This is a genomic window from Candidatus Protochlamydia naegleriophila (genome assembly GCF_001499655.1).
GTDB lineage: Bacteria > Chlamydiota > Chlamydiia > Chlamydiales > Parachlamydiaceae > Protochlamydia > Protochlamydia naegleriophila.
On record NZ_LN879502.1, the window covers coordinates 2,013,802 to 2,039,335 of the forward strand.

The window sequence follows — 25,534 nt, forward strand, 5'->3', positions numbered from 1 at the left end:
TCTCCCAAATCTAAATGCCTATGAATGCAGTTTGTGGTTTAGCTCTCTAAAATGGTTAAAAATCTGGTTGAGTTGGCAACGGGTATTATCACCTAAAGTTTCGACATTCGCACAAGAACAAGTCGATAGGTTGTATTCGACTTGCTTTTTATCGAAAACAATTTTTAACCTCTTTTGATTATCCCCTACCTTTGCTCGAATGGCTGGGTCGATCGAATTAATTTTTGAAATAACCGCATTCATGAGTTCATCGCCTTCATATTCTGTCGCCATGGCTTGCAAATATTTTGCCTGAAAAGAATTAAAAAAGGATTTTTGGGCCGATAGGGGGGAAGATTTTCCCAACTCTTTTACAATAACGGTCATACAGGACTTTGTAACACGCATGTTTTCCTCTTATTTCTTTAAATTTAATGATTTAAATGAGGGAGGTAAATTAGCAATGATGCTTAATAAACTCAACTGAAACTAAAAAGATTCTTAAGCCCTTAATAACCAGTTTTGCACTAGATCCCTTGCGACTATTCTCTTGTGTTTTAACGTACAAAATATTCACCACAGAGAACGTGATTCTTCACTCTGTTAAATTATTTTTTTAACAGATCTGCTTGCTTTACTCCTTTTTTTACGATATATCCCAACCATGTATTCATTTTCCTCATTTCCCTTACTCGTTTGAGCATCTGATCGTTCGATCCAAGTTTTATAATGGTTAAAGCGTTTAACAATTTATTTATTCAAAAAATAAACCATTAACAAGAGAAAAATATTATGAATGGTATGCCTTCAAATTCAAGCTCCTATCCTCATTTTACAGCAGAACAACATCTCGCTTTTCAAGTCAATTCCACTCCCCCTCAATCTGTCGATTCAGCCTATACTAGAGCCGCAGAAAAACCATTGATCGTGCACCAACACTTTTACCCTGAACCTCCGAATACAGCACCTTTCATTCAGAAATTACTCGAATTGAACATTTACTTAGTTGAGCGTATGAATCAACTCGAAGTTGACAATCAAGAATTAAAAAAAACGCTCATCAGTTTAACGACCCAAAATGAGTTGCTGAATCAGCACATTGCCAAAATACAGAGCACTAGTACTGAGGCCTTTGGAGAGTTTTTTGAACTGTGATTTTTTATTCTTGAGCCTGCTCAGGCCGGCTGATTGCAGGGCCTGCCGTAAAACGTTTAAAGCAATGAGCGGGTCATTAGAAGTTGGTAAAAAACTCGAAGAGCATGCTTGTAGGTCAAGTGATTTAACCGCCTTTTTTCTGTATGGTTATGTACCAGTACTTAATCAGTTGCTCTCCGAGCTCTTATTTGTTTTTTAGTTCGATACCCATAGCTCGCTAATCGCTCACTATAGGCTTTAAAATCAGTCGACCTAAAGGCCCCTCACAACATTCGCAGCCACGCTAGGGCTCCTGGATGGAAATCAGTCGAATCTGATTCTTCAAACCGGCTCTTTTTGTTAACGTCTATAAAATAAAGCGAACGCGGGTTAGAGGCCTATTTTAAAGGCCACTGTGACTCCAGGAAGATAAATGGGATAAAAATAATGAGAGCTCGGAGAGCAACTGATCCAGATTGGTAAAACAATTCATCAAAGGCTAAATGAGAGTGAAAAACAACTACCCTCTTGCGATCTCGGTGTTATGCTTTGAGGAGATACCGAATTGCTTATCCAGTTCTTACGAAGCATATAATAAGAGGCTAGCAAAAAAAAATAGAGTGTAAGCGCTTAGATGGCTTTAAGAGCATCTATCAGCTATCACCAGCTGATTGAGCCTACGCTTAAGCCTGTGTTAATAAATTAGGTCATCCTATAGCGCTGGCTCTATGCCATCGTACAGGCCTTAGATAGCTTAAATATGCTTCGGCGGCCATTCTTCTTTATCTTTTGGCTTGCCGCATTCGGAACATGATTGGATGGAAAGAGATGTCATAAAAAACCTTTCTATAAAAAAAGCCCAGGCTAGTACAGCCTGGGCTTTTATCAGAATACTTATTCAGAAACAGCCGATTCTTCTTCGAAGTCGAATACCAATTCTTCTTCTTGCTCGCTGTCGACGAACTTCTTGACGCGCTTATGCCGCTCGAAGCCCGTACCACCAGGGATGATGTGTCCCATGATGACGTTCTCCTTAAAGCCAACCAAGTAGTCGGTCTTACCAGCGCAAGCCGCTTCTGTCAAGACGCGTGTCGTATCTTGGAACGAAGCTGCCGAAATGAATGATTCAGTGCTCAAGGAAGCTTTCGTGATACCAAGCAGGACTGGTGTCGCTTGAGCCGCTTTACCACCCTCTTTCGTCACTTTCGCGTTCTCGAGTTCGAATTCTTTCTTATCCACTTCTTCACCGTAGAGCAAGCTCGTATCACCTGGGTCGATGACGCGGACTTTCTTCAGCATCTGGCGCACGATGATTTCAATGTGCTTGTCATTGATGTCCACACCCTGCAGACGGTATACTTCTTGTACCTGGTTAACTAAGTACTTCTGAAGCTCGCGCACACCGCAAATGTCGAGAATTTCGTGCGGGATGACCAAACCGTCTGTCAACTGCTGACCTTTCACAACGTGGTCACCGCGCTGAATGATTAAGTGCTTAGTATGAGGAATTAAGTGTTCCTCTTCCATGCCTGTCATCTCGTCACGCACGGCAAGAATACGCTTGTTCTTCTGAACGCCGCGGAAGTCCACAACGCCGTCGATCTTGGCAATTTCTGCCGAATCTTTTGGCTTACGCGCTTCGAATAACTCGGCAACGCGTGGAAGACCCCCAGTGATATCCTTTGTCTTGATCGCGCTTCTTGGAAGACGTGCAAGCATCTTACCGGCCGTCGCATATTCACCCTCTTCAACAGAGATGATCGCTCCTGCTGGCAATGGATAGGTACCAACCAATTCTTCGCAAGCCTGGTCTGCATAAATGGCGATTTGCGGATGCAATTCACCACGGTGCTGCTTAACGATGAGCTCGGCCTGGCCCGTCTGCTTGTTCACATCGCGCTCAGTGGACAATCCTTCGACCAGATCTTCGTAGCGAACATAACCTGGGCGATCGCAAATAATAGGAATGCTGTGCTGTTCCCATTCTGCAACACGGACGCCTGGCTTCACTTTCGTGCCATCTTGGAGCAAGATCTTCGTTCCCAATTCGACATTGAAAGACTGAAGCGGTTCGATCGATTTTGTCGACAGAAGCTTCTTATATTCGTCTAATGAACGTCCTTCATCGCGAACGATGTTCAATCTGCCGTTCTTGTTCAAGGCAACCCAGTTGCCCTCTTCCGTTTTCACGGTACGGAGGTCTGAGTAAACCAGGATACCATTGTCGTCAGCAACGATTTCAGGTGTCAAGCTTGCAGACGCGATACCGCCCAAGTGGAACGTACGCATCGTTAACTGTGTACCCGGTTCACCAATCGACTGAGCCGCGATGATACCAACCGCCTCACCCATGCTGACCGCACGGCTATTGGCAAGGTTGATTCCATAACACTTCGCGCAAACACCGCGACGTGTTTCGCAAGTCAAGACCGAACGGATACGGATGCTTTCAATACCCGAGTCATCAATTGCTTCGGCTTGGAGCACTGTCAACGTATCGCCGCTCTTAGCAAGCAATTTCGTGCTGTCGCCTGGCTGATAGATATCTTCGCACACAGTGCGTCCGAAAATACGATCTTTCAGAGGAAGAAGCTCTTCTTGACCCTGCTTAATGGCAGAAACGTCGATACCATTCAAGGTTCCGCAATCTTCTTCTGTAATGATCACGTCTTGGGCAACGTCAACGAGACGGCGTGTCAAGTAACCGGAGTCAGCTGTTTTAAGCGCCGTATCCGCCAAACCTTTACGCGCACCGTGGGAAGAGATAGAGAATTCAATAACCGATAAGCCTTCTCTAAAGTTAGAGGTAATCGGCGATTCGATAATATCTCCCGACGGTTTCGCCATCAAGCCGCGCAATGCACCGAGCTGTCTGATCTGAGACTTGTTACCGCGCGCTCCAGAGTCCATCATCAAGTAGAGCGGATTCATCGCACTATCTTTGACTTCGCTGATGAGCTTAAACAACTGTTCAGAAAGAACGTCAGAAACTTCTGTCCAAATGCTGATCGTCTTAGAGTAGCGCTCACCCTCTGTGATGATACCATCTTCGTACTGCTTCTTAACTAAGGCCACTCTTTCATGCGCATCGTGCAAGATCTTTTGCTTGATTGCAGGAATCTTCACGTCGCAAACACCCATGGAAAGGGCTGACTTCGTGGCTTCTGCGAATCCGAGGCTCTTCAAGTTATCCAAGAAACGAACGGTTGCTTCCAAGCCGGCTTTTTTGTAGCACTGCATGATAAGCTCGCCCATTTTCTTTTTAGGGAGACTATAGTTTTGGAAGCCCAATTCTTTTGGCACGATCAGGTTGAAGACGACACGGCCAGGTGTTGTTTCGATAATACCGTTCTCGGTACGCAACTTGATCTTCTCGTGAATGCGAACGCCGCGCGCATAGTCGCAACGGTTTTCCCCATTCGGACTCTTACAGCCTTGTTCAAACCAGTTATAGCTACCACTCGCCTGCAACGCTAAGAGAACCTCTTGGCTGTCGCGGAAGACGCGTGTCTTTTGACCATGATCTTCGCGAATGTGGAGAGGATCGAGCATCAGGTAGTACAATCCAAGGGTCATATCCTGAGAAGGCACAGCAACAGGCTTACCAGACGATGGCAAGAAGATGTTGTCTGGCGCCATCATCAAGAGCTTCGCTTCGAGCTGAGCTTCGATTGAAAGAGGAACGTAAACCGCCATCTGGTCACCGTCGAAGTCCGCGTTGAACGCCGAGCAAACGAGCGGGTGGATACGGATCGCTTTACCTTCAATCAAGACAGGCTCGAACGCCTGGATACCCAAACGGTGCAACGTAGGCGCACGGTTTAGCAAGACAGGGTGGCCTTTAATGATGTCTTCCAAGACGTCCCATACTTCCGGTGCATGGCGCTGAATCATCTTCTTCGCCGAACGAATCGTATAGACGTATCCCAAGTCTTTAAGGCGCTTAACAATAAATGGCTCGAATAGCTCAAGGGCCATTAATTTTGGCAGACCGCACTGATTAAACTTCAATTCAGGACCGACGATGATGACCGAACGACCCGAGTAGTCCACACGCTTACCGAGCAAGTTCTGACGGAAGCGGCCTTGCTTACCTTTCAGCATTTCAGAAAGCGACTTGAGAGGACGGTTTCCGGCACCCATGACTGGATGGCCATGACGGCCGTTATCAAATAAGGCATCCACCGCTTCTTGAAGCATGCGCTTTTCGTTGCGGACGATGACTTCAGGAGTCTTCAGCTTTAAGATCGCCTTCAAACGATTGTTACGATTGATAACGCGACGGTAGAGGTCGTTTAAGTCAGAGGTTGCAAAGCGGCCGCCATCGAGAGGCACTAAAGGACGAAGGTCTGGTGGAATGACAGGAACGCAAGACATGACCATCCAGTCAGGCTTGTTGTCAGACGACACAAAGCTTTCGATAATCTTTAAGCGCTTAGCCAGCTTCATACGAGCTTGCTGAGACTTTGTTTTGCGCAATTTGTCTTTTAACTCGACCAACTGAGACTGAAGGTCTTCGCTGGCTAACAGGTCGCGAATCGCTTCACCACCCATTTTAGCAACGAAAGCATCGCGGCCCCATTTCTCTTGGGCTTCGCGGTATTCAGTATCATTGAGGAGTTGTTTTCTTTCTAAATCTGTTTGACCCGCATTGATCACCACGTATTCTTCATAATAGATGACGCGCTCGAGGTCGGCAGATGTCATTCCGAGGACATTACCGATACGAGAAGGCATTGTTTTGAAGAACCAAATGTGGACGACAGGTACAGCGAGGTCGATGTGAGCCATGCGCTCGCGACGAACCTTAGATAAAGTGACTTCGACGCCACAGCGATCGCACACAATACCTTTGTGCTTGATTTTCTTGTATTTACCGCAAGCACATTCCCAGTCACGCGTTGGTCCAAAGATTTTTTCGCAGAAAAGGCCGCCTTTTTCAGGCTTGAAGGTTCGGTAGTTAATCGTTTCCGGCTTTTTGATCTCTCCGCGGGACCACTCATTACGTATGACATCGTCAGAGGCAATTTTAATGGTCAATTTATCAAATTGCCCATCTTGCTGATTTCTTTCAGACATGTATGTCTCCTAACCAATTTGTTTAAATTTTTAAGAAATTAAATAGACATCGATTTCAGGGTCAGAAAAGAAGAAACAGCCCTCAAGCAGTTAAGCCAGTGGATCTGTTTCTTCTCCTTTCAATTTCGATGATCTGTTGTCTATTTAATCAAAGAGTCGTCAACAGCTGAAGTGTAGACGTTCAAGCCGAGGCCTTGCATCTCTTTAATCAAGACGTTAAAGGATTCAGGCGTTCCTGACTTGAGCAGGTTCTCCCCTTTAACGATCGATTCGTAGATGCGTGTACGGCCGGCAACGTCGTCCGACTTAACAGTGAGCAATTCTTGCAGGAGGTGTGCAGCACCGTATGCTTCGGCTGCCCATACTTCCATCTCCCCGAAACGCTGACCACCCATTTGAGCCTTACCACCCAATGGCTGCTGAGTCACGAGCGAGTAAGGTCCAACCGCGCGGGCGTGGATCTTATCAGCAACTAAGTGGCTCAACTTCAACATGTAGATGTAGCCCACCACGACGCTGTTATCGAAGCGTTCGCCTGTGCAACCATCGTAAAGGAAGAATTTTCCGTCTTCTGGAAGGCCGGCCTTCTTCATCATTTCCCAAATCTTATCTTCTGGGAAACCTTCGAATACAGGGCTCTTTACATTGATTCCAGTGTGTTTAGCGGCAATGCCCAAATGCGTTTCAAATAGCTGACCCATGTTCATACGTGAAGGTACGCCCAATGGATTGAGGATGATTTCAATTGTTTGCCCCGTTGAAAGGAATGGCATATCGGCTTCTGGTACAATCTTGGAGACAACCCCTTTGTTACCGTGGCGACCAGCCATTTTATCCCCAACTTGCAATTTACGCTTGGAAGCGACATAGACTTTTACCTGACGAATGACGCCTGGATCTAAGTCTGTGTCTCCTTTACGCATAAACTCGAGTTGAGTTCTATACTGTGTTTCAACCGTTTGCAAAGCAATTTCGTAATCATGCAACGTTTGCTTCAATGTGTCGTAGATTTCATTTTCTGGCATTAAGAGATCTTCAACATTCTCTTTTTCCAATGCTTCGATGAGATCTTGAGTAATCAAGCTGCCTTCTTCAATGATGATCTCAGCAGTACGGCGGTGAATGATGTTGCCAGGAGCCATCTCGTTAAGGAGGAGGGCACCTACGCGCTCATGCTTTTCAGTACGCAGTTCAGCTTGGTTGGACTTGTATTCGCGCTGAATGTCTTTCAACTTCGACGCTTCTTCAACAAGTTCATCATCGGTCTTAGACAGGCGGTCGCGGCGGCTAAAGACTTTAACGTCCATGACAACCCCTTCAGTACCTGGAGGTGCAATCAAGGAGGCATCTTTCACATCCGAGGCTTTGTCACCGAAGATGGCGCGGAGTAAGCGCTCTTCAGGGGCAAGTTCTGTCTCAGACTTAGGCGTAATCTTACCGACTAAGGTATCGCCAGGCTTGACTTCGGCACCGATGCGGATAATACCATCATCGCCTAAGTTGCGTAGAGTTTCTTCCGATACATTTGGAATATCGCGTGTGATTTCTTCTTTTCCAAGCTTCGTATCACGTGCTGTCAGTTCAAACTCTTCGATGTAAAGCGATGTGTAATAGTCTTCGCGTAGCAGCTTCTCGGAGATGATGATCGCATCTTCGTAGTTGTAACCGAACCAAGGCATGAAGGCTACGAGGACGTTACGTCCAAGAGCGACTTCCCCTTTATCCGTTGCAGGACCATCCGCAATGACATCACCCGCTTTAATCTTATCACCTACATTGCAAAGCGGTCTTTGGTTGATACACGTTCCAGCGTTTGAGCGAATGAACTTTTTCAACAGGTAGGTTTTCTTTTCCAAACGGTTGTCGTCTGGAGAAATGACAATTTTTAAGCCATCAACGTAGTCGACAACGCCATCTTCATGAGCGATTAAAACAGCTCCTGAGTCGCGCGCAGCTCTAGCTTCCAGTCCTGTACCAACGATTGGAGCCGTCGGCTTCAACAGAGGAACCCCTTGACGCTGCATGTTTGAACCCATCAAAGCGCGGTTCGCATCGTCGTGCTCCAAGAACGGAATCAATCCCGTTACAATCGAAACGAGCTGCTTTGGCGATACGTCCATGTGCGTGACATTTTTCGTATCGGTTTCGAATTGCTCACCCTTGTAGCGGGCCCAGCAAATCGGCTCTTGGAACATGTTAAATTCGTCGAGCGGAGCAGATGCCTGAGCGATGACGCAAAGCTCTTCTTGATCGGCTGTCATGTATTCGATTTCATCTGTGACGACTCCCTCGCGAACAATGCGATAAGGCGTTTCGATAAAGCCAAATTCGTTGATCTTCGCAAAAGAAGAGAGAGAAGAGATCAAACCGATGTTTGGTCCTTCAGGCGTTTCAATCGGGCAAATACGTCCGTAATGGCTTGTATGAACGTCACGAACTTCGAAGCCGGCACGATCTCTGTTCAAACCGCCAGGTCCGAGAGATGAGAGGCGACGTTTGTGAGTCAGCTCCGCAATCGGGTTCGTTTGGTCCATAAATTGAGAGAGCTGCGATCTTCCGAAGAAGTCTTTTAAGACGCCTGACAAACCTTTAGCAGAAACAATCTTACCTGGAGTCAATGTGTCAGAAGAGAAGTCGAACAGGTTCATTCTTTCACGAATGATTTTCTCCATGCGAGCCAAGCCAATGCGGCATTGGTTTTGGATCAATTCACCCACTGAACGAACGCGGCGATTGCCCAAGTGATCAATATCATCGATATTAGCTTCCCCCCTGCCGCCTTTCAATTGGATCAGGTACTTGAGAGCGCCGATGACATCTTCTTTGTCCAATGTAACCGTCTGGAGAGTCTCGTCATTGATATCAAAACCCAATTTGCTATTGAGTTTATAGCGGCCCACGCGGCCCAAGTTGTAGCGCTTTGGATCGAAAAATAGACGCATGATAGCTGAACGCGCATTTGAAAGCGTTGCAGGCTCACCCGGTCTAATTTTGCGATAGAAGTCTTTAAGAGCAGATTCGTAAGAATCGGTTGCGTCTTTCGCCAGCATCTTAATGATCGGGCTTGTCTCGTCAGCATCTTCGGCAATGCGGATGACATCGATACCAGCATCCATGATGCGCTTGAGCATCGCTGTTGTCAGTTTTTCAGAAGCCTTACCAAATACTAAGCCAGACTCTTCATCGATGACATCTTGAGCAAGAATTTTACCTACTAATTTAGCAAATTCTTTTTCATTCTTAATCTTATACTTACGTGTGGTAAAGAACTCTTCGATAATGTCGCTATTAGATGAATAACCCAATGCACGAATAAACGTTGTCGCCAAAATTTTACGGCGGCGTTTTTTGCGATCGATATAGATGTGAATCAAATCGTTAGTATCGAAAGCTCCCTCTAACCAGCTACCGCGGTAAGGAATGATGCGGAAAGAGTAGATGACGTTACCACGTGAATGGCGTTCTTGTTCGAAGCAGATTCCAGGAGATCTATGAAGCTGAGATACGACAACGCGCTCGGCTCCATTGACGATAAATGTTCCTTTGTCCGTCATCACAGGGATAGTCCCCATGTAGACTTCTTCTTCCTTAATTCCAGTCTCGTCTGTTAGACGGAATTTAACTTTTAGGGTTACGTTATAGGTAATCCCGCGACGAATACACTCTTCGGGACTATATTTGGGAACGCCTAAATTGTATGACAGAAACTCCAAGATCGTTTTTTCGTCATAAGATTTAATTGGAAAAATTTCGGTGAAAACTTCTTGCAGACCAATATTTTCCCTTTCATCAGGAAACTTGTCGGCTTGCAGAAATTGATTATATGACTTAATCTGAATTTCTATCAGATTGGGAAGATCGATAATTTCTTCCTTATCAATAAAACTCACGCGTTGTGGCGGCCTTTGCAACATTATGAAGGACTCCTACTATGGCTTTACTTGAGACGAATAGATATAATTGACTCGATATTTTTCTAGATGGCTATGCGCTTGATTCATAAAAAATACCGACGTTAGTTAAATTTTTGCCAAGTCTTCAACCGTCTATCCATCAACATATGTTGACTGCAGACTCTATCAGCAAAAATTCACAGGTTAATAAAACTCAGGATTTTGAATTTTGAGAGTAAGACTGAACCAGTCGGACTTTCAATAGCCAAAAGCCTGTCTCTGTACCGCACTAGAAGGGTGACAGAACGAATAAAAAAACAAAAAGTAATCGGAAGAAAAACGGATTGGACTGATTTGTAAGGCGCTACCTGCATCTATTAGAACCCTAATAGTAAATATATCTTAAAAGTTAAAAAAAATCAAGTCTCAAATAATACAATACCAAGAACAAGAGATAAAATCTCTTGTTCTTGGTTCACATCACTCAAAGTTGAGAGAGGATTAAAGTCCTTTCAATGTGACTTTTCCACCGGCAGCTTCGACTTTCTTCTTGATGTCTTCAGCTTCAGCCTTAGGAGCTGTTGGCTTTAACTCTTTTGGTGCAGCTTCTACGAGTTCTTTCGCTTCTTTCAAGCCAAGACCTGTGATTTCGCGTACAACTTTAATGATTCCAATCTTCTTGTCAGCTGGAGCTTCAGTTAAAGTTACTAGGAAATCTGTAGACTCAACAGCAGCCTCAGCAGCAGGACCAGCAGCAGGGCCGGCAGCCACAGCTACAGGAGCAGCAGCTTTAACGCCCCACTTATCTTCGAGAAGAGTCTTGAGTTCAGCCATCTCTAAAACTGTCAATTCACTCAGAGCATTGACTAGATCTTCTGTTTTTTTGTTACTCACGGTATTACCTCTTAATTTTCTAAACTTCTGTTAATAATTTTAACGGAATGGACTAACCTTCGCTTTCGCTACTTTCGGGTTGTTCACTTCCTTGCTTGCTTTTATTATCCAAACAGTATGCCACACTAGCAAGGAGGGCTTCAACAACGGCCAAGGTTTGAGCCATTGGAGCTTCCAGAGTACTGAGGAATTGAGCTCGCATTTCGTCTTTGCTTGGCAACTTAGAGAGTTTTTCAACGTCGCTACCGCTATAAAGCTTTCCTTCAAAACGGCCACCGAGGACCTGGATCACTTTTTCACGTTCTTGGCTAAATTTGAAAACCGTTTTGGTTGCTTCAATCGGATCTTCTCCTAAAAACACCAATCCAATATGGCCATTTAAAGAAGAGAGATCTAATTCAATTCCAGCATCATCAGCAGCTTTGAGCAAAACGCGCTTGCGCACGACTTCGACATCTCCACCCATTTTACCCATCTGGCGGCGAAAATCGTTTGCTTGATTAGCTGTCAAACCGGCATAGTGCATGATGACAAAAGCAGGGTAACGCTGAATCTTATCAATAATCTCTTGTTTAAGGAGTTGTTTTTCCTCTCTCATAAGCTTATGACTCCTTAGCTGCTAAATCTGATTCGCGTAGGTCAATTTTTAGGCCAGGTCCCATTGTAGAAGAGATGACCAGCGATTTCATATAGTGACCTTTAGCAGAAGCGGGCTTTGCGCGCTGAATAGCTAACAAAAAGGCACGGATATTCTCCACCAGTTTTTCATCAGTGAAAGAAATCTTTCCTACGCCGTTATTGATCACTCCGTGACGATCAAGCTTAAACTCGATTTTACCAGCTTTGAGCTCTTCAATTGCTTTTGCAATGTCAGTTGTCACTGTTCCAGCTTTAGGAGTCGGCATTAATCCGCGAGGTCCGAGAACCTTACCCAATTTACCTACTTCACGCATCATATCAGGCGTTGCAACGACAGCATCGAAATCTGTCCAACCCCCGTTAACTTTCTCTAAAAGTTCATCGTGACCTGCATAATCGGCTCCAGCACTCAAGGCTTCTTGCACCTTGTCACCTTTCGCGAAAACGAGAATTTTCATCGTTTTACCAGTTCCATTCGGTAATGAAACTGTTCCGCGAACGCTTTGATCCGATCTGCGAGGGTCAACGCCGAGCTTTAAAGAAACTTCAACTGTCTGGTCAAATTTGACAGGCAGACATTTCTTTAAAATATCGACAGCCTCTTTAACGCTGTATGCCTTTGTAGCATCCACCGATTTGGCTATCTCCCGAGTTCTCTTACTTGGACGACCCATATATTATTCTACCCTTATTTATTCACTACTCTGTTACGAGTTCAATTCCCATTGAACGAGCTGTACCTAATACGATATTAGTCGCCATTTCCAAGTCCGCAGCATTCATGTCCTGAATCTTTTTCTCAGCGACTTTGCGCGCTTGCGCACGTGTAATCTTAGCAACTTTATCACGGTTTGGAACGCCAGAACCTTTAGCTACACCCACTTCTTTCTTAAGCAATTCAGAAACAGGAGGGGCTTTGGTTATAAATGAAAATGATTTATCGTGGTACACGGTAATGACAGTAGGAAGAATATCCCCAGCCATTGCCTGTGTTTTTGCGTTAAAATCCTTACAGAAAGCCATGATATTGACGCCAGCGGCACCCAATGCTGGTCCGATTGGAGGAGCTGGATTGGCCTTACCTGCAGGAATCTGCAGCTTGATAACCTTTACAACTTTTTTTGACATATTGTCCTCTATACGTTTTATCTAGAGATAAACCCTGGTCTTCGACTCACACTTGGATAGAGGCACTCAGTGCTATCTGTTCACAGGTCTTATCTGTTTCTTTTCCACTCGTTTGAAATGGAAATCGAGTATACAAGAAAAAACAAGAAAACTCTAGAGTTTTCTTGCTTAACAGACATTTTCTTGCAATTCTTGTTTATTCGGTAGAAAATTAGGTCGCTTCTGCTTCTTCCGAAATCTCTTCGACTTGCACGAATTCCAAATCATCTACCCGCGTATCGCGTCCAAAGATGGAAACCAATACGCTTAAACGTCCTTTGTCATGGAACACTTCGGTAACCGTTCCAATGAAGTTAACGAAAACACCATCAGTAATTTTGACGCGGTCGCCTACCTCGAACTTATGCTTTTGAGTGACCTTCTGTTTCTTATCTTCCAGATCTCTTAAAATCTCATTCACTTCCGCATCTGTCAAAGGCGTAGGCTTATCCCCACCCAAAAAGTCGATGACCCCGTTCGTGTTTTTGACATATTGCCAAGATTCATCGTTGAGGTTCATTTTAATGAGCAAATAACCGGGCCAAAGGCGCTTTTCAACAATATGCTGCTGCCCTTTTTTCACTTCAGACACATTTTCAGTAGGAAGTAAGATTTGCTCAATTTCGCCAGACATCCCCTTAACTTCGAGGTGTTCCTCTAAGGCTTTCTTAACTTTTTTCTCGTGCGTGGATAGCACTTGTACAACATACCATTTATACATGTATTACCTTATACTTGTCCGATTCCTGCACATCACTCGCTGAATCACGAATTATAGACAAGAGATCCCAAAATCAATTTCAGGAAACTTTAAATTCCAAGAGTTTGGCTGGCTCTCTTACCCTATAAGGCGATTACCCGCTAATCAAGCGGAGCAAAAGGCCTAACCCACTCAATGTTCCTTGAATCAGGAGATCTAAGAAATAGATAGACATCCCGAATAGAAAAGTCGCCAAAACGACAATCTTTGTGTAGACAATCAGCTCTTCACGGCTTGTCCAACTAATCTTCTGAATTTCACTCTTAATATCAGCTACAAAATGGCGCGCTTTTTTAGCTGTCAAAGCACTTTCTATAGATGATGATTGTGGTTTTTTCATTTCCATGGACTTTACTTCTGCACCCACGTTTGTACCTCTCTTGCCTACGTCAACTTTATAGAGTCTTGGTAACCCTTCAAGAAAAATTCGATGATACACTAGTTAAGGCTTACAAATCGCTGCTAATCCATTAGCAGCTTAACAGTCATGAGAAGCAAAACTTCTCGAATCGAGTGCGGAGGGATTCGAACCCCCGACCGACGGCTTTGGAGACCGTTGCTCTACCGGCTGAGCTACACACCCAAAAAATAAAGGTCTATTACACTTGCACTATAAACTTGCACTATAAAAGGGTAGGGGTTTCCCCCTACCCTTGTCATTCACTTACAGAAAGATGGTTACTTCAAGATCTCGGAAACAGTTCCAGCACCGATCGTACGGCCGCCTTCACGAATCGCGAAACGCATACCTTTTTCCATCGCGATAGGAGCAATCAACTTAACAGTGATTTCTACGTTATCGCCAGGCATAACCATCTCAACTCCAGCTGGTAGCTCGATAGTTCCAGTCACGTCAGTTGTACGGAAATAAAGCTGTGGACGGTATCCTGTGAAGAATGGCTTATGACGTCCACCTTCTTCTTTTGTCAACACGTAAACAGGCCCTTTAAACTCAGTGTGAGGTGTGCAAGTTCCTGGAGCAACGAGGCACATTCCGCGCTCGATGTCATTCTTTGTCAAACCTCTTAAAAGGATACCAACGTTTTCACCAGCACGAGCTTCATCCAACACTTTGTTGAACATCTCGAGACCAGTTGCAACTGTATCACGTGTATCACCCAAACCGACGAGCTGTAGTTTATCGTTGATCTTAACAACACCACGCTCTACACGACCTGTCGCTACTGTACCGCGGCCAGAAATAGAGAAAACGTCTTCCACAGGCATTAAGAAAGGCTTATCAGTATCGCGCTGTGGAGTTGGGATCTGCTCGTCAACAGTCTTCATCAATTGCTTAATAGCTTCGACGTATTTTGGATCTCCTTCCAAAGCACGGAGGCCAGAACCACGGATGATTGGGCAATCTTTGTAACCTTTTGACTCGAGCAATTCATGCAATTCCATCTCAACTAGGTCGAGAAGTTCTGCATCAGCTTCACCGAGCATGTCGACTTTGTTTAGGAAGACGACGATTGCAGGAACTTGCATCTGACGAGCGAGCAAAATGTGTTCGCGTGTTTGAGGCATCGCACCGTCTGTTGCAGCCACGACGAGGATTGCTCCGTCCATCTGAGCAGCACCAGTAATCATGTTCTTTACGTAGTCGGCGTGACCTGGGCAGTCTACGTGTGCATAGTGGCGAGCATCTGTTTCATATTCAACGTGGCTTGAGTTGATCGTAATACCACGCGCTTTTTCTTCTGGTGTATTGTCAATAGAAGCGTAATCTCTAAACTCAGCTCCACCTGCTTCTGCAAGTACTTTCGTGATAGCAGCAGTTAACGTGGTTTTACCGTGGTCGACGTGACCAATGGTTCCAACGTTGACGTGTGGCTTCTTCCGCTGAAAAGTTTCTTTAGCCATTTTAATTCCTCCGTTAAGCTCCAGTAAATGGAAACACATTGTTTGTTATTGTTAAGTCTGCCCAGAATAGGAATTGAACCTACGACCTTTTGCTTACCATGCAAATGCTCTACCACTGAGCTATCTGGGCAAGCTAATCTTGCCTAAGCGCTTTCTACATCGCGATCAAAAAGTTAATGAGTGTAGAGAGTCTCTTAAATAAAATCAACACTCTTTGTGCCGATCTATCGCTAGCGCTGTCGAAAAATAATTCTTGCCTTGCTCAAGTCATAAGGCGACATTTCTACGGTAACCACATCCCCCACCAAAACGCGAATATTCTTCATTCGCATCTTTCCGCAAAGATGTGCAATTACATTTAATCCATTTTGAAGAGAAACGCGAAAATGCATATTAGGAAGCAATTCTTCCACAGTCCCTTCAATCTTTATTGTATCTTCTTTAGCCATGTTGCTCTTATAATAATTACTCGAAAATTTGAAGCCAACCCACCTTTCCTCATTTAAAAATGAGAAAAGAAGTCTCTTCGAAATAGTGACTAATAAGTTAACATTTTATAGATAAATGTCAAGGAAAAATACAAGAAAAAAGCTCTTTACTCCAAACTTTTCCTTTCACACCTTCACTACCCTTATCCAAAATCCAAAAACCTTTTCCAAACTTGTTTAATTAATATCTTCTTAATATTTAAAAACTAAAACTAATGCTATAATAATGTTAGATTAAATAAATAATTGATTTTAGATATTATTCATTAACAATTAAATCGGTTTTTATGAATCCCAATCTTTCTCCATTAACTTCTCAGGGCGCGACTTTAAGTCAAAGTGAGATGTTAGGCAAGCTTGCCGAACAGGGAATTAAGGTCAGCGTTAATCATGAATCCAAAGCGGGCATGATTGAGGCCAATGGACGCCAATTCTCCGTTAAACTTGTCAACGTGAACGGCGAGCACCCTCTCGATGCCGACACCATGACTCAGGTAGCTACCAGGCTTGCCTATATGCTATTTTCCAAAGACCTCTTAGACCCAAAATTTCAAGGGGCCAAAGTTGGCGATCAGGGCATTCAACTCAAGGATGGGCGCTCCATTTCGCACGAGCAGGCACAAACGAAAGAACTCTATCAGGACATGAAAACCATTATGCAAGAGCGGCTGACGCCTACCTCTTCAGACGAACCCGTTCAGCAAACAGAGCCCAAAACCATTCAGCAAACAGAACCAAAGTCGCTAGGTAAAGCGGAAGCCCTCGAAAAACAATTTATCCATGCCACAGGCCTAGACCAACACGTATTAAATGCCATTAACAAGTATGGAGTCAGCAAGGTCATAGTCGACGGTGCATTTAGCCAAGAAAGGTTCGAAGCACTCGAGAAGGCTGAGCAACGCACGATTCAGGCGCAGCACAATCCAAAAACTTCACTCAACACAAGATTGAAAGGCTTTTTATCCAGATTAACACAAACCAATAAAATAGAGACCGCAAGAATTAAGTCGAGCAAACACACCGTTTCCAATGAAGTACTTAGCGAGAAACTCAAGCTCGCAAGCTCGGAAATGAAGCAATACACAACAAAAATGGCCATGCTTCAAAGTGCACGTGATGGGCTTACGAAACTTCCTCGTGAGAAACAAAAAGAGGCTAAAGAAGCCATTAAAGAAAGGGAAAAAGCAGTCAAAAATCACATGTCGAATTTGAAAGCCTTGCATAAAGAATTATCTCGCTACAATTTGGAAGAAAACGGAGATTTGAAAACCAAGGTCGACAAACATCTTCCTGACTTAGACTCTCTCGTCAAAGCATCAGATCCCCATGCTGCCAGCTTAGCCTATATGCAAAAACATAAACTCATACCTGACGAAGAACTTAACAAGAAGCTTAACTTAGCAAATTTCGAAATGAAACAATACACAAAAGAAATGGCTATGCTCCAGAAAACGCGTGACGGGCTTGATAAACTCACCCCTGACCAGCAAATTGGATCTAAGAAAGCTATTGAGAAAAAAGAAGCAGCAATCAAGAATCACATGCAGAATATGAAGGCTCTGCATGAGGAATTATCCGGTTACAATTTAAAAAAGAATAAAGATTTGAAAGCCAATATCGAGAAACAACTTCCCGACTTAGAATCCTTGGTCAATGCATCAGATCCCCACGCTGCTAGCTTAGCCTACATTGAGAAGTATAAAACCATATCCGATTTCCAATCAGGCATTGTCAGTGGTTATACAGCTGCCTGGTCAGAAAAATATCCTTTCAGGAAACCAGAAGAGCCTGCCAACTTGATCATTGGCCACCAAGGGCTCATGGAACGAGATCCTGCCAATAAAGCAAGTTACCAAGAGCTCGTCTCCATTTTCCAAGAGCTTCACAGCGCCTTAGAAGAAGCCAGTAAAACCTTTGGACCTGCAACGCAAGGGACAGTCAATGGCCCCATCATTAAACCAGAAACGACCACGACACCTGAAATTAGGGATGCCCAACAAGCTTTACGCGATAAAATCGCCAACTTGAAGCAAAGAGCAGAAGGCTTAACCTTTACGACAAACGACTCCAATAAGCTCCCTATTCCAACCGTTCCCAATCTGGGCCAATTCAGCGTCGCCAACTTGCTTGCGGCCTTCAAAAAAATTGACAACGACTTAACTCATTTCGACAACCTTCGACCAAGGACTGTTTAGACCAAGGGTTATCATCTTCTACTGTGAATCAGATCCCCAACTCTGGTTCACAGTTTTTGCGCTCTCATTCATAACATAATCCATCGATCAAAAATTTCCTCAGTGAAGCCATTTATTGCTCCTCTTAAAAGTTTTAATCCTTTAAAATAGAAGTATAACAACACAACTACTTAAAAATTAGAAGATTATGTTTGAATCCTGCCTAGACAAGCAACGTTTAATTAAAGAGTTATTTTCGACCTGTTCTTCAGAAGAAGCGCGCTATCAAAAAATTATTGAACTAGGACGCCAGCAATCCTCCCTATCAGAGCTTGAAAAAATCCCGGCAAATTTGGTGAAGGGATGCCAGAGCCAAATGTATCTATGTTCGCAATACGAGAGCGGACACGTCCTATTTCGCACCGAAGCTGATGCGCTTATTTCGGCCGGATTAGCCGCCCTCTTAGTTCAGGTTTATAGCGGAGAATCTCCTGAAACCATCTTGAAATGCCCTCCCTCTTATTTAGATGAGCTCGGCATAAGTGCGAGCTTAACTCCAAGCCGCGCCAATGGTCTTTACAGTCTTCACTTGCGCATGAAACAAGATGCACTCAAGTGGCTCATGGAAGGTCATAAATCTGCCTAGTCCTTTTAACCCTCGATTCTGCTGATCGAGGATATTACTCTCCTTTTTATTCCATTATCCACAGTTCGCTAGACGCTCACTGTGGGCTTTAAAATCATTCCTTCTGCGCCTCTCTATCTCCCCATCTCTGCGTTAAACTCTTATTCGCTGTTAAGATCGAGCACAACATACTGGCTGCTACGCCTTCATCCTGCCAGTGCTACCCATTTATTTACTACAACTCAATTATTTAAACAAACTTTATAAACTCTTAAAAAGAACATTAAATAAAATATTTAAAATATAAACTAAATTAACACATTTGGTTTAATAATGAACTTTTTAAGTTTTAGTAATTCTTTCGAGCAAAATCTTGTTCAATACTATCAAATAGAAGATAGAAATTCCGTTTCTTTTACTCCCATACGTAGCTCATTTAGAAACCTAGCCGGCTTCTTGAACCTTCAAAAAGAGGAGATTCAGAAGAATGGCTCGCACTTTAATTATGCTGGGTATTTTTACACATTAGAACAAGTGAAACGTGTATTAAATCAAACCCAACTAGGGCTCTCCACTGCCCGCATTACATCCGACACATTTTCTAAAGTTTTTGCTCATATCCACAAGCATGAAATAGCTGCCTATATTGCACTTCAAGTCGACGGTAAGCTACCAGTTAGCCACGGCAATCAGTTCTCAGCAACGATTCAAAAGTGGGAAGAAGAAGTCAATCATCCGAGCAAAAAGTCGCTTCATACAGAATTAACAGAAGCCTTTCACCATCTTTCTATTAGAGAAACAGACAGCTTTTCCGAAGACTTTATCGAATATGTAACCGGCTGGAATAATCCAAGAGCAACTTTCAGCATTTTAAAAGCGCTTGAGAATCATGCTCAGCAAAGCAAATCCGATTTTAACTATCCCAAATTAGAAGCCGCTATTCAACGTTCTTTGACTTTTGCGCAAAAACATCATAGAGCCAACGAGCTATTTCTCAATCAATCTTCAGAGCAAAAGCAAATGGGCATTAATAGCTATTATGGGCATATCGGACAGGCATTTCCCTGTCTTCTGCAATTGGAAGAGGCGGGCTTCACCGATCTTGCCTTTCTAGATGATGAAGAGCTTTTAGCAAAGGCTAAGGAGAAGTTTCCTGATTTTAACTGGCCTTTTCTATTAATGCTTTGCCAGGATGCCCATGCCGCGCGCAACAATTGGATTCCGCCAGGTGTGATTCTTTTAGATATTCTTCATGGCATGCGACACGACATTTCGCACTTACAGGAAGGTGAGCAGGTTCTGTATCCCATGGGCTCTTCTAATCACCTCGTGTTATGCAAAATCAAGAAAGAAACAAATGAGCACTTCTCCTTTACACTTTACAATCCTGGAGACTATGTCGAAAAATTTCACAAGACTCGCGCAACAGAAGAGGCTGTTTACGCCCAAGCCTACAAACTCTCTGAGCTATCCCTAGAGGCTGTGAACAATCCTGTCTTCCTATCGGTGTTACTTAATGTAAGCATCCAGTCTGAAGAAATGGTCGAGTTTTACCAAGCCGTTCAAGACCATCTGATTCACAATCACAATGGAAAAATAGCTCCTTCAACAAAGTGGTTCAAGCTTCCAAATCAAGGCATTTGCTCTGTTGCCTGCTGGGATATGTTTTTGCAAGATGAATTGCCACGAGAGGATTACAAGCAATTCAAAATGCATAAAACGTCCAGGGCGATCCAGAAACTTTCGCACGTCATCACTTGCTATTCTGAAATCGTTAAAACCGTTTCCCATCGAGCTCATCAATTGTCTATTAATGACCACATTAACCAAGTTTGCACCCTGAAGAGCCTGACAGAATCAGAGTTGACTGATTTTTAATCCGCGAGTTAACTTCATTCGCAGTTTAAAAAAAATGCCTTTCTCCAAAGAGAAAGGCATTTTTCAACAATACACAAGAAAACTTTGCTCAAGGCTTAGCTGCAAGGGAGCGATCTTCGCGTGTATCAAACTCGAGCTTCCACTTTCTTTCATCGGGAGCCACACACCACAGTTCCAAGACCCCGAGTTCGGTTACTTTGGCCTTGAGTTTAACGCGGGTCGTTTTGCCATCCCCTTCTTTTTTATCCAAAAGCGTTTCGATTGGATGAAGCTCCGTCAGCTCTTGCTTCCAGTTGCGCACAATCGTGCCGGCTTCTGGCTCGACTCCATTTGACAACTTAGGCGTTGCATGGCTGAAAAAGCGAAAAGTTGCTTGTTCGCCAAGAATCAACGCAAACTCCTGGTTATCGAGCTCGCGCTCCTCCCCCTCTTCCATGCCAAATGGAACGATGCAAATGGCTCTTAGGGGAGGGCTGATGCCTGGAACGGCAGGCGCAGCTTCTTCTACTCCGACAAAATAGCTGCGGCTCGTTCCGCCGCGAATGCGGATGGCTTGTCCAAGCCTTGCCACGCCATAATAGACCGCGCCTCTGCTGACTGCATAGTCATAATCGGCGTCTGGAAGCTCTTGCACAGCCGGCTTTTTTAACTCTTTCGCCCAGCGATTGAGCAGTGCCATCAGCTGTTTGCGCAAGGCTGCAGCTTTAAGCGTTCCCCCATTGAACAAGACGGCCGTTGGCATGATAAATTGATCCATGCCAGCCGTTTCGCTCTCGCCCGTCATCGAAAGAAATTTGGCTAATTGGCAAGAAATGCGCGGATCTTGAACGTAAGGCAGGCCAATTTGCTGAATCCCCGTTCTTCTCTCAACCGGAGAGCGCTCATCTGGACCAATGAGCGGAATAAAGCCGTCCAGTACAAATTGATGCGCTTCTTTTTGCGTCAATTCAGTCTTGAGTGTATTGCCGATGAGCTTGCTCCCCCTGCCTAGGACTGTTATGTCAATCTTTGCAGGCGGCTTTTCGCCCATCAACATTTCCTTTGCCTGGCGACACTGGTGAACAAGGGCCTGGAGCTGCCAAGCATCAATGAGGTGACCCTGCTCTTCTAGTTTTTGCTTCGCTAAGTAGGCAAGTCCAAGGTCGATGTTGTCTCCACCAAGCAACAGATGCGAGCCCACAGCGAGGCGTTTCAGCGTCAAATTCCCTTCTATTTCTTCTACGCCGATCAAGCTAAAATCGGTTGTGCCTCCTCCGATATCCACCACCAAGACGCAGTCTCCGACTTTCAACACCTCCCGCCAATTCTTGGCATGGGCATGCAGCCAAGCATAAAAGGCAGCCTGCGGCTCTTCTAGTAAGACAATCTCAGGATATCCGGCCTTTTCAGCTGCCTCTTGAACCAATTGGCGGGCATTTGGATCAAATGAAGCAGGAACGGTGATCAAAATGTGCTGATCGACAAAAGGAGCCTCGGATTTATTAAAGTCCCATGCTTCGCGCAAGTGCCGTAAAATCTCTGAGCAAGCCTCTAAGGGGCTTATTTTACTAGCAATCTCTTCAGATTCAAAAGGAAGAATCGCTTGACGCCTGTCAATACCTGTATGGCATAGCCAAGATTTAGCCGATGCCACTAAACGCGCCGGCAGCTCGCTACCGCGGTCGCGTGCAAAGGCTCCAATCGCATAGGGACGGCTTAAATCCCACTCAATGGCGGCTACGCGCGCTGACAGTTCTTCTTCTAAGGGATAATAAATAAAAGAAGGGAGCGACAAAGGAGCCCCTTGAGTATTGGCACCAATAATCTGGGGCAGCTCAGCTTGAGTAATAGAAGGGACTGCATGCCCCTCCGCCTGAATAGGAGTATAGGCTAAGGTGCAATTGGTCGTTCCAAGATCGATTCCAATAATGTAAGAGGCTTTATTTTTCATTAACAAACCTATTTAATTTCAATTTCAGCCGGGCAAATCACGTCGGTTGCCAACTCACCTGTTTTTTTAGGAAGAGAGCGCTTATGTGCTTTCCATCCTCGATGAATCAATGTGCCAGAAAAAGGAGGTTCTCCTTTCACTTTACCAACGACCTTGATTTCAGATGGGTTGTAGCCCTTCGGAATTTGCACGGTCGTCCCTTCTTGTTCTTCTCTTAAAGGGCGAATGGTCACCAAATCCTCAATAGACTGCGCGCAATCCTGATGGATTTTACGCACCGCTGCACCCACTTGCGCATCTGAGAAGGCACTAATGTCTTCTTTCAAAAAGTCAATTAAACGGCCGCCTTGCTGGAGGTAATACAACATGCGCAAATGTGATTGATCGACCGCTTCGATTTGTTTTGGAGCCTCGTCCTTTAAAAATTCCTCGGCTTTTTGAGGATCTTTAAACGCTTTCATAAAAGCTTTGAATGCTAATCCAAGTCCCATTAATCAATCCTTCATTTCTATGTTAAAAACTAATATCTGGCTGCTTTTCATTCAAAATAATTTGGCAAGCTTCAAAGATTGAACATATATATCCTGTATGAATCAGCGTCTCTAAAACAAGAGAGAGGGCAAAGAATGCAAGCACAATCAATAAAAGAGGCTTTCCACCGGGAACCCGATTTTCATTGGGAAATTTGAGGTAATAGCGGCCAACCCATACCATTAAAACAGGCATGATTCCATTTAAAATAGAATCGCCAAAACCGCCTGATGTATCCAGAGCCACTAAAAAGACCCTCTCGAAGTAAGCTGCAAAAATGTAGGTCGGGACCACAATCAAGAACCCTAAAAAGGCTTTGCCAAGCCCTGTCTTTTTAATATTCAATCCATCCGACAAAAAGTCAATCAATCCAAGCGCCATACCCAAAAACGATGTGACCAAGGCAAAAAAAGCAAAATACTCTGCAAAATGAGAGACCCATTCACTCTTGACATGCTCTCTTAAAAACTGAGTGACAGGCTCGCCCACTTCTAAAGCGTGCAATAAGCTATTTGGGCCAGCGACTGGAACGATCCCAAGAACCATATATTGCCAAATCAGATAAACAGCAAATGTAATTGTCGTTCCGCCAACGATCGCCCAACGGAGTGCATTTGCATTGCGCTTTAAATAAGGAGTCAAGCTCGGCAGCATTGTTTGAAAGCTGAATGTAGTTAAAAGCAATGGAATGGCAAGAAAGGAAGTCGTCCAGCGGCGGTGACTAAGCAATTCCGTTTTAACCTCAGATACTCCCGTGCTCACCAGTGCAAAATAGGCCACGATCATGGCTACAAACAAGATTGTGTTAACTCGTCCAACAAATCGACTGCCTATGTAGATAATACTGCCAAAGCAAACGATGAAAAGTAAGCATCCCAATTCCTTGGTCAACTCAAACCCCATTAAATTGGCTGCTCCATTTACTACCAAGGAGCCGCCAGCAGCCGTATAAGCCACAATAGAGGCATAAGAAATGAATAAATAAACAATCCAGCTGACGATTCGTCCTATAGGGCCCAAAATGGTGGAAGACATTGTAATGACATGAGCACCCTCTTTCATCCAAAGGTTGACCTCTAGCAATAAAAGAGCCGACACAGTCATTGCGAACCAGCAACACGCCATCACTACTGCAGAAGGAACAAATCCACTAATCCCTGTGGCCACAGGTAATGCTAGCATTCCCCCGCCAGTACAGGTTCCTGCAACCAAAAACATTGCAGATATTAAGCTTCCATTTTGGGAAGCTGTCTCCTTTTCCTCCACCTTTTGTCCTCCAGCGTGAATACATTAAACAAATGCTTAGAGCTTCTTTCAAGATTTGTGAAACTCTGTAAATCAAATACCGTATAATTATAGAATTTTATCTGTTAAGCGAAAAGAGTAAATTGAAGAACCAACGAATTGATTTCACGATTTGATTTTGAAGAGCAAGCAGCTTTTAACAAGAGCATGAAAATAAACATCTTAAAAAGCTCATATTGAATACATTACCCTATTTCAGATAGAATGCAAAGGATGGCTATCTCAAGTTCGACAGGAAGTGGGGCACAAGCCCGCTAATTCGCAAAAAACAACTGACTGTTTTTTATTTAATTATGGCCGCTTATCCCAAACATCTTTAATGCTTTTTCCGAAGAAGAGAGCCGTTGTTTGATTTTATTACTATTTAACTCCAGAGACTAGATTTGCGCACAATCACAGGTTTAGGGTAAACTTTTTTCATTAGATTTCTAAAACATTCAAATACAAGCGATGCATGTCATTACGGCTTGACAATCTATCCTTTTCTTATCCAGGCCATACGATCTTGAGTCGCGTCTCTTTGACCCTTGAATCGGGTGAAATAGGGACGTTAATCGGATCATCGGGGTCGGGAAAGTCCACGCTCTTCAAACTGATTGCAGGCTTATTGCCCCTGCAGCAAGGCACAGTTCAAGTCATGAATCACTCTGTCCCTTTAGCCTATCAGCATCTGGCCTATATGACGCAACAAGACCTTCTTTTGCCATGGCGTACGGTTTTGGATAACGTTCTTTTGATTGCTGAACTCGGACCACAAATGGTCGACATGATCCAAGTGAAAGAAGAGGCCTGTTTGCTCTTGGAGGATATTGGACTGAGCCGCTATGTCAATTACTATCCAGATGAACTATCTGGAGGAATGAGGCAGCGCGTTTCCCTTGCCCGCGCACTTCTCCTTAAAAAACCCGCCCTGCTATTAGACGAGCCTTTCGGAGCCTTGGATGTAGGGTTAAGAGAGCATCTCTATCGCCTCCTGCATCGCATTCGGGACAAGTACGGCACAACGATTCTTCTAGTCACGCATGATTTTCGCGACGCCATTTCCCTTTCTGACCGGCTCTTCCTTCTTGCCCAACAGAGTATCCACAAAGAGTGGACGCTTTCAAATCTATCCAGAGCCGACTTTAACTACGTCGGCCTGCTACAACAAGAAATGCAAGAACTTCTCAATTATTCTTCCAACAATTAATTTTCC

The 25,534-nt window shown here is 44.3% G+C and carries 19 protein-coding genes and 2 tRNA genes; 5 read left to right on the plus strand and 16 right to left on the minus strand.

Translation table 11 applies throughout. The features are described from left to right. Nucleotides 1-18: 18 nt before the first annotated feature. Nucleotides 19-387 carry a hypothetical protein gene (locus PNK_RS08470; RefSeq protein WP_059061480.1) on the minus strand — a complete coding sequence of 123 codons (369 nt, stop codon included), beginning with the start codon at nt 385-387 and terminating at the stop codon, nt 19-21. Nucleotides 388-771: 384 nt separating this feature from the next. Here PNK_RS08470 and PNK_RS08475 point away from each other — a divergent pair, with 384 nt between their 5' ends. Then, on the plus strand, nt 772-1,134 hold the full coding sequence (locus tag PNK_RS08475; protein WP_032124114.1) for a hypothetical protein: 363 nt from the start codon (nt 772-774) through the stop codon (nt 1,132-1,134). An 873-nt stretch (nt 1,135-2,007) separates the two neighbouring features. Here the strand turns inward: PNK_RS08475 and rpoC are convergent. The 12 genes from rpoC to infA form a co-directional block, all read right to left on the minus strand. Next, nucleotides 2,008-6,192, minus strand: coding sequence for a DNA-directed RNA polymerase subunit beta' (gene rpoC / locus PNK_RS08480; protein ID WP_059061482.1), 4,185 nt, complete (start codon nt 6,190-6,192; stop codon nt 2,008-2,010). Between the two features lie 140 nt (nt 6,193-6,332). Beyond that, nucleotides 6,333-10,106 carry a DNA-directed RNA polymerase subunit beta gene (gene rpoB / locus PNK_RS08485; RefSeq protein WP_197560204.1) on the minus strand — a complete coding sequence of 1,258 codons (3,774 nt, stop codon included), beginning with the start codon at nt 10,104-10,106 and terminating at the stop codon, nt 6,333-6,335. 480 nt (nt 10,107-10,586) lie between these two features. Next, entirely contained in the window at nt 10,587-10,979 is a 393-nt protein-coding gene (rplL, locus tag PNK_RS08490) for a 50S ribosomal protein L7/L12 (RefSeq protein WP_032124112.1), read from the minus strand. 52 nt (nt 10,980-11,031) lie between these two features. Beyond that, nucleotides 11,032-11,577, minus strand: coding sequence for a 50S ribosomal protein L10 (gene rplJ, locus PNK_RS08495; protein ID WP_032124111.1), 546 nt, complete (start codon nt 11,575-11,577; stop codon nt 11,032-11,034). 4 nt (nt 11,578-11,581) lie between these two features. Beyond that, a complete protein-coding gene (gene rplA, locus PNK_RS08500) occupies nt 11,582-12,292 on the minus strand; it encodes a 50S ribosomal protein L1 (protein WP_032124110.1) in 711 nt (236 codons plus the stop codon). A 25-nt stretch (nt 12,293-12,317) separates the two neighbouring features. After that, complete coding sequence (gene rplK / locus PNK_RS08505) at nt 12,318-12,746, minus strand: 50S ribosomal protein L11 (RefSeq protein WP_032124109.1); 429 nt, start codon at nt 12,744-12,746, stop codon at nt 12,318-12,320. A gap of 211 nt (nt 12,747-12,957) precedes the next feature. After that, a complete protein-coding gene (nusG, locus tag PNK_RS08510; protein WP_032124108.1) occupies nt 12,958-13,506 on the minus strand; it encodes a transcription termination/antitermination protein NusG in 549 nt (182 codons plus the stop codon). Between the two features lie 133 nt (nt 13,507-13,639). Further along, nucleotides 13,640-13,885 carry a preprotein translocase subunit SecE gene (secE, locus tag PNK_RS08515; protein ID WP_231909239.1) on the minus strand — a complete coding sequence of 82 codons (246 nt, stop codon included), beginning with the start codon at nt 13,883-13,885 and terminating at the stop codon, nt 13,640-13,642. 170 nt (nt 13,886-14,055) lie between these two features. Next, a tRNA-Trp gene (locus PNK_RS08520) sits at nt 14,056-14,128 on the minus strand. Between the two features lie 95 nt (nt 14,129-14,223). Further along, nucleotides 14,224-15,408, minus strand: a complete 1,185-nt coding sequence (gene tuf / locus PNK_RS08525) for an elongation factor Tu (RefSeq protein WP_032124106.1) — start codon at nt 15,406-15,408, stop codon at nt 14,224-14,226. Between the two features lie 58 nt (nt 15,409-15,466). After that, nucleotides 15,467-15,538 (minus strand) — tRNA-Thr (locus PNK_RS08530). Between the two features lie 100 nt (nt 15,539-15,638). Further along, nucleotides 15,639-15,857: a translation initiation factor IF-1 gene (gene infA / locus PNK_RS08535; RefSeq protein ID WP_032124105.1), complete on the minus strand. Its 219-nt coding sequence runs from the start codon at nt 15,855-15,857 to the stop codon at nt 15,639-15,641. A gap of 326 nt (nt 15,858-16,183) precedes the next feature. Here infA and PNK_RS08540 point away from each other — a divergent pair, with 326 nt between their 5' ends. From PNK_RS08540 to PNK_RS08550, 3 genes are all read left to right on the plus strand, one after another. Then, on the plus strand, nt 16,184-18,091 hold the full coding sequence (locus PNK_RS08540; RefSeq protein ID WP_059061485.1) for a hypothetical protein: 1,908 nt from the start codon (nt 16,184-16,186) through the stop codon (nt 18,089-18,091). Between the two features lie 187 nt (nt 18,092-18,278). Next, complete coding sequence (locus PNK_RS08545; RefSeq protein ID WP_059061487.1) at nt 18,279-18,716, plus strand: SufE family protein; 438 nt, start codon at nt 18,279-18,281, stop codon at nt 18,714-18,716. Between the two features lie 312 nt (nt 18,717-19,028). Beyond that, a complete protein-coding gene (locus PNK_RS08550) occupies nt 19,029-20,573 on the plus strand; it encodes a hypothetical protein (protein ID WP_059061489.1) in 1,545 nt (514 codons plus the stop codon). A gap of 88 nt (nt 20,574-20,661) precedes the next feature. Here PNK_RS08550 and PNK_RS08555 read toward each other — a convergent pair whose 3' ends face one another. Genes PNK_RS08555 through PNK_RS08565 form a run of 3 tightly spaced genes read right to left on the minus strand, consistent with a single transcriptional unit; the run spans nt 20,662 to nt 24,300 of the window. Continuing rightward, a complete protein-coding gene (locus tag PNK_RS08555; RefSeq protein ID WP_032124101.1) occupies nt 20,662-22,503 on the minus strand; it encodes an Hsp70 family protein in 1,842 nt (613 codons plus the stop codon). 8 nt (nt 22,504-22,511) lie between these two features. After that, entirely contained in the window at nt 22,512-22,994 is a 483-nt protein-coding gene (locus PNK_RS08560; RefSeq protein WP_059061491.1) for a DUF2760 domain-containing protein, read from the minus strand. Nucleotides 22,995-23,016: 22 nt separating this feature from the next. Then, entirely contained in the window at nt 23,017-24,300 is a 1,284-nt protein-coding gene (locus tag PNK_RS08565; protein WP_051981685.1) for an amino acid permease, read from the minus strand. A gap of 493 nt (nt 24,301-24,793) precedes the next feature. Here PNK_RS08565 and PNK_RS08570 point away from each other — a divergent pair, with 493 nt between their 5' ends. Beyond that, complete coding sequence (locus PNK_RS08570) at nt 24,794-25,528, plus strand: ABC transporter ATP-binding protein (RefSeq protein ID WP_059061493.1); 735 nt, start codon at nt 24,794-24,796, stop codon at nt 25,526-25,528. The last annotated feature ends 6 nt before the right edge of the window (nt 25,529-25,534 follow it).

Coding starts and splice junctions, on each gene's coding strand:
- PNK_RS08470 (WP_059061480.1), bottom strand. CDS start 387: ATGCGTGTTACAAAGTCCTGTATGACCGTTATTGTAAAAGAGTTGGGA.
- PNK_RS08475 (WP_032124114.1), top strand. CDS start 772: ATGAATGGTATGCCTTCAAATTCAAGCTCCTATCCTCATTTTACAGCA.
- rpoC (WP_059061482.1), bottom strand. CDS start 6,192: ATGTCTGAAAGAAATCAGCAAGATGGGCAATTTGATAAATTGACCATT.
- rpoB (WP_197560204.1), bottom strand. CDS start 10,106: ATGTTGCAAAGGCCGCCACAACGCGTGAGTTTTATTGATAAGGAAGAA.
- rplJ (WP_032124111.1), bottom strand. CDS start 11,577: ATGAGAGAGGAAAAACAACTCCTTAAACAAGAGATTATTGATAAGATT.
- rplA (WP_032124110.1), bottom strand. CDS start 12,292: ATGGGTCGTCCAAGTAAGAGAACTCGGGAGATAGCCAAATCGGTGGAT.
- rplK (WP_032124109.1), bottom strand. CDS start 12,746: ATGTCAAAAAAAGTTGTAAAGGTTATCAAGCTGCAGATTCCTGCAGGT.
- nusG (WP_032124108.1), bottom strand. CDS start 13,506: ATGTATAAATGGTATGTTGTACAAGTGCTATCCACGCACGAGAAAAAA.
- secE (WP_231909239.1), bottom strand. CDS start 13,885: ATGAAAAAACCACAATCATCATCTATAGAAAGTGCTTTGACAGCTAAA.
- tuf (WP_032124106.1), bottom strand. CDS start 15,408: ATGGCTAAAGAAACTTTTCAGCGGAAGAAGCCACACGTCAACGTTGGA.
- infA (WP_032124105.1), bottom strand. CDS start 15,857: ATGGCTAAAGAAGATACAATAAAGATTGAAGGGACTGTGGAAGAATTG.
- PNK_RS08540 (WP_059061485.1), top strand. CDS start 16,184: ATGAATCCCAATCTTTCTCCATTAACTTCTCAGGGCGCGACTTTAAGT.
- PNK_RS08545 (WP_059061487.1), top strand. CDS start 18,279: ATGTTTGAATCCTGCCTAGACAAGCAACGTTTAATTAAAGAGTTATTT.
- PNK_RS08550 (WP_059061489.1), top strand. CDS start 19,029: ATGAACTTTTTAAGTTTTAGTAATTCTTTCGAGCAAAATCTTGTTCAA.
- PNK_RS08555 (WP_032124101.1), bottom strand. CDS start 22,503: ATGAAAAATAAAGCCTCTTACATTATTGGAATCGATCTTGGAACGACC.
- PNK_RS08560 (WP_059061491.1), bottom strand. CDS start 22,994: ATGGGACTTGGATTAGCATTCAAAGCTTTTATGAAAGCGTTTAAAGAT.
- PNK_RS08570 (WP_059061493.1), top strand. CDS start 24,794: ATGTCATTACGGCTTGACAATCTATCCTTTTCTTATCCAGGCCATACG.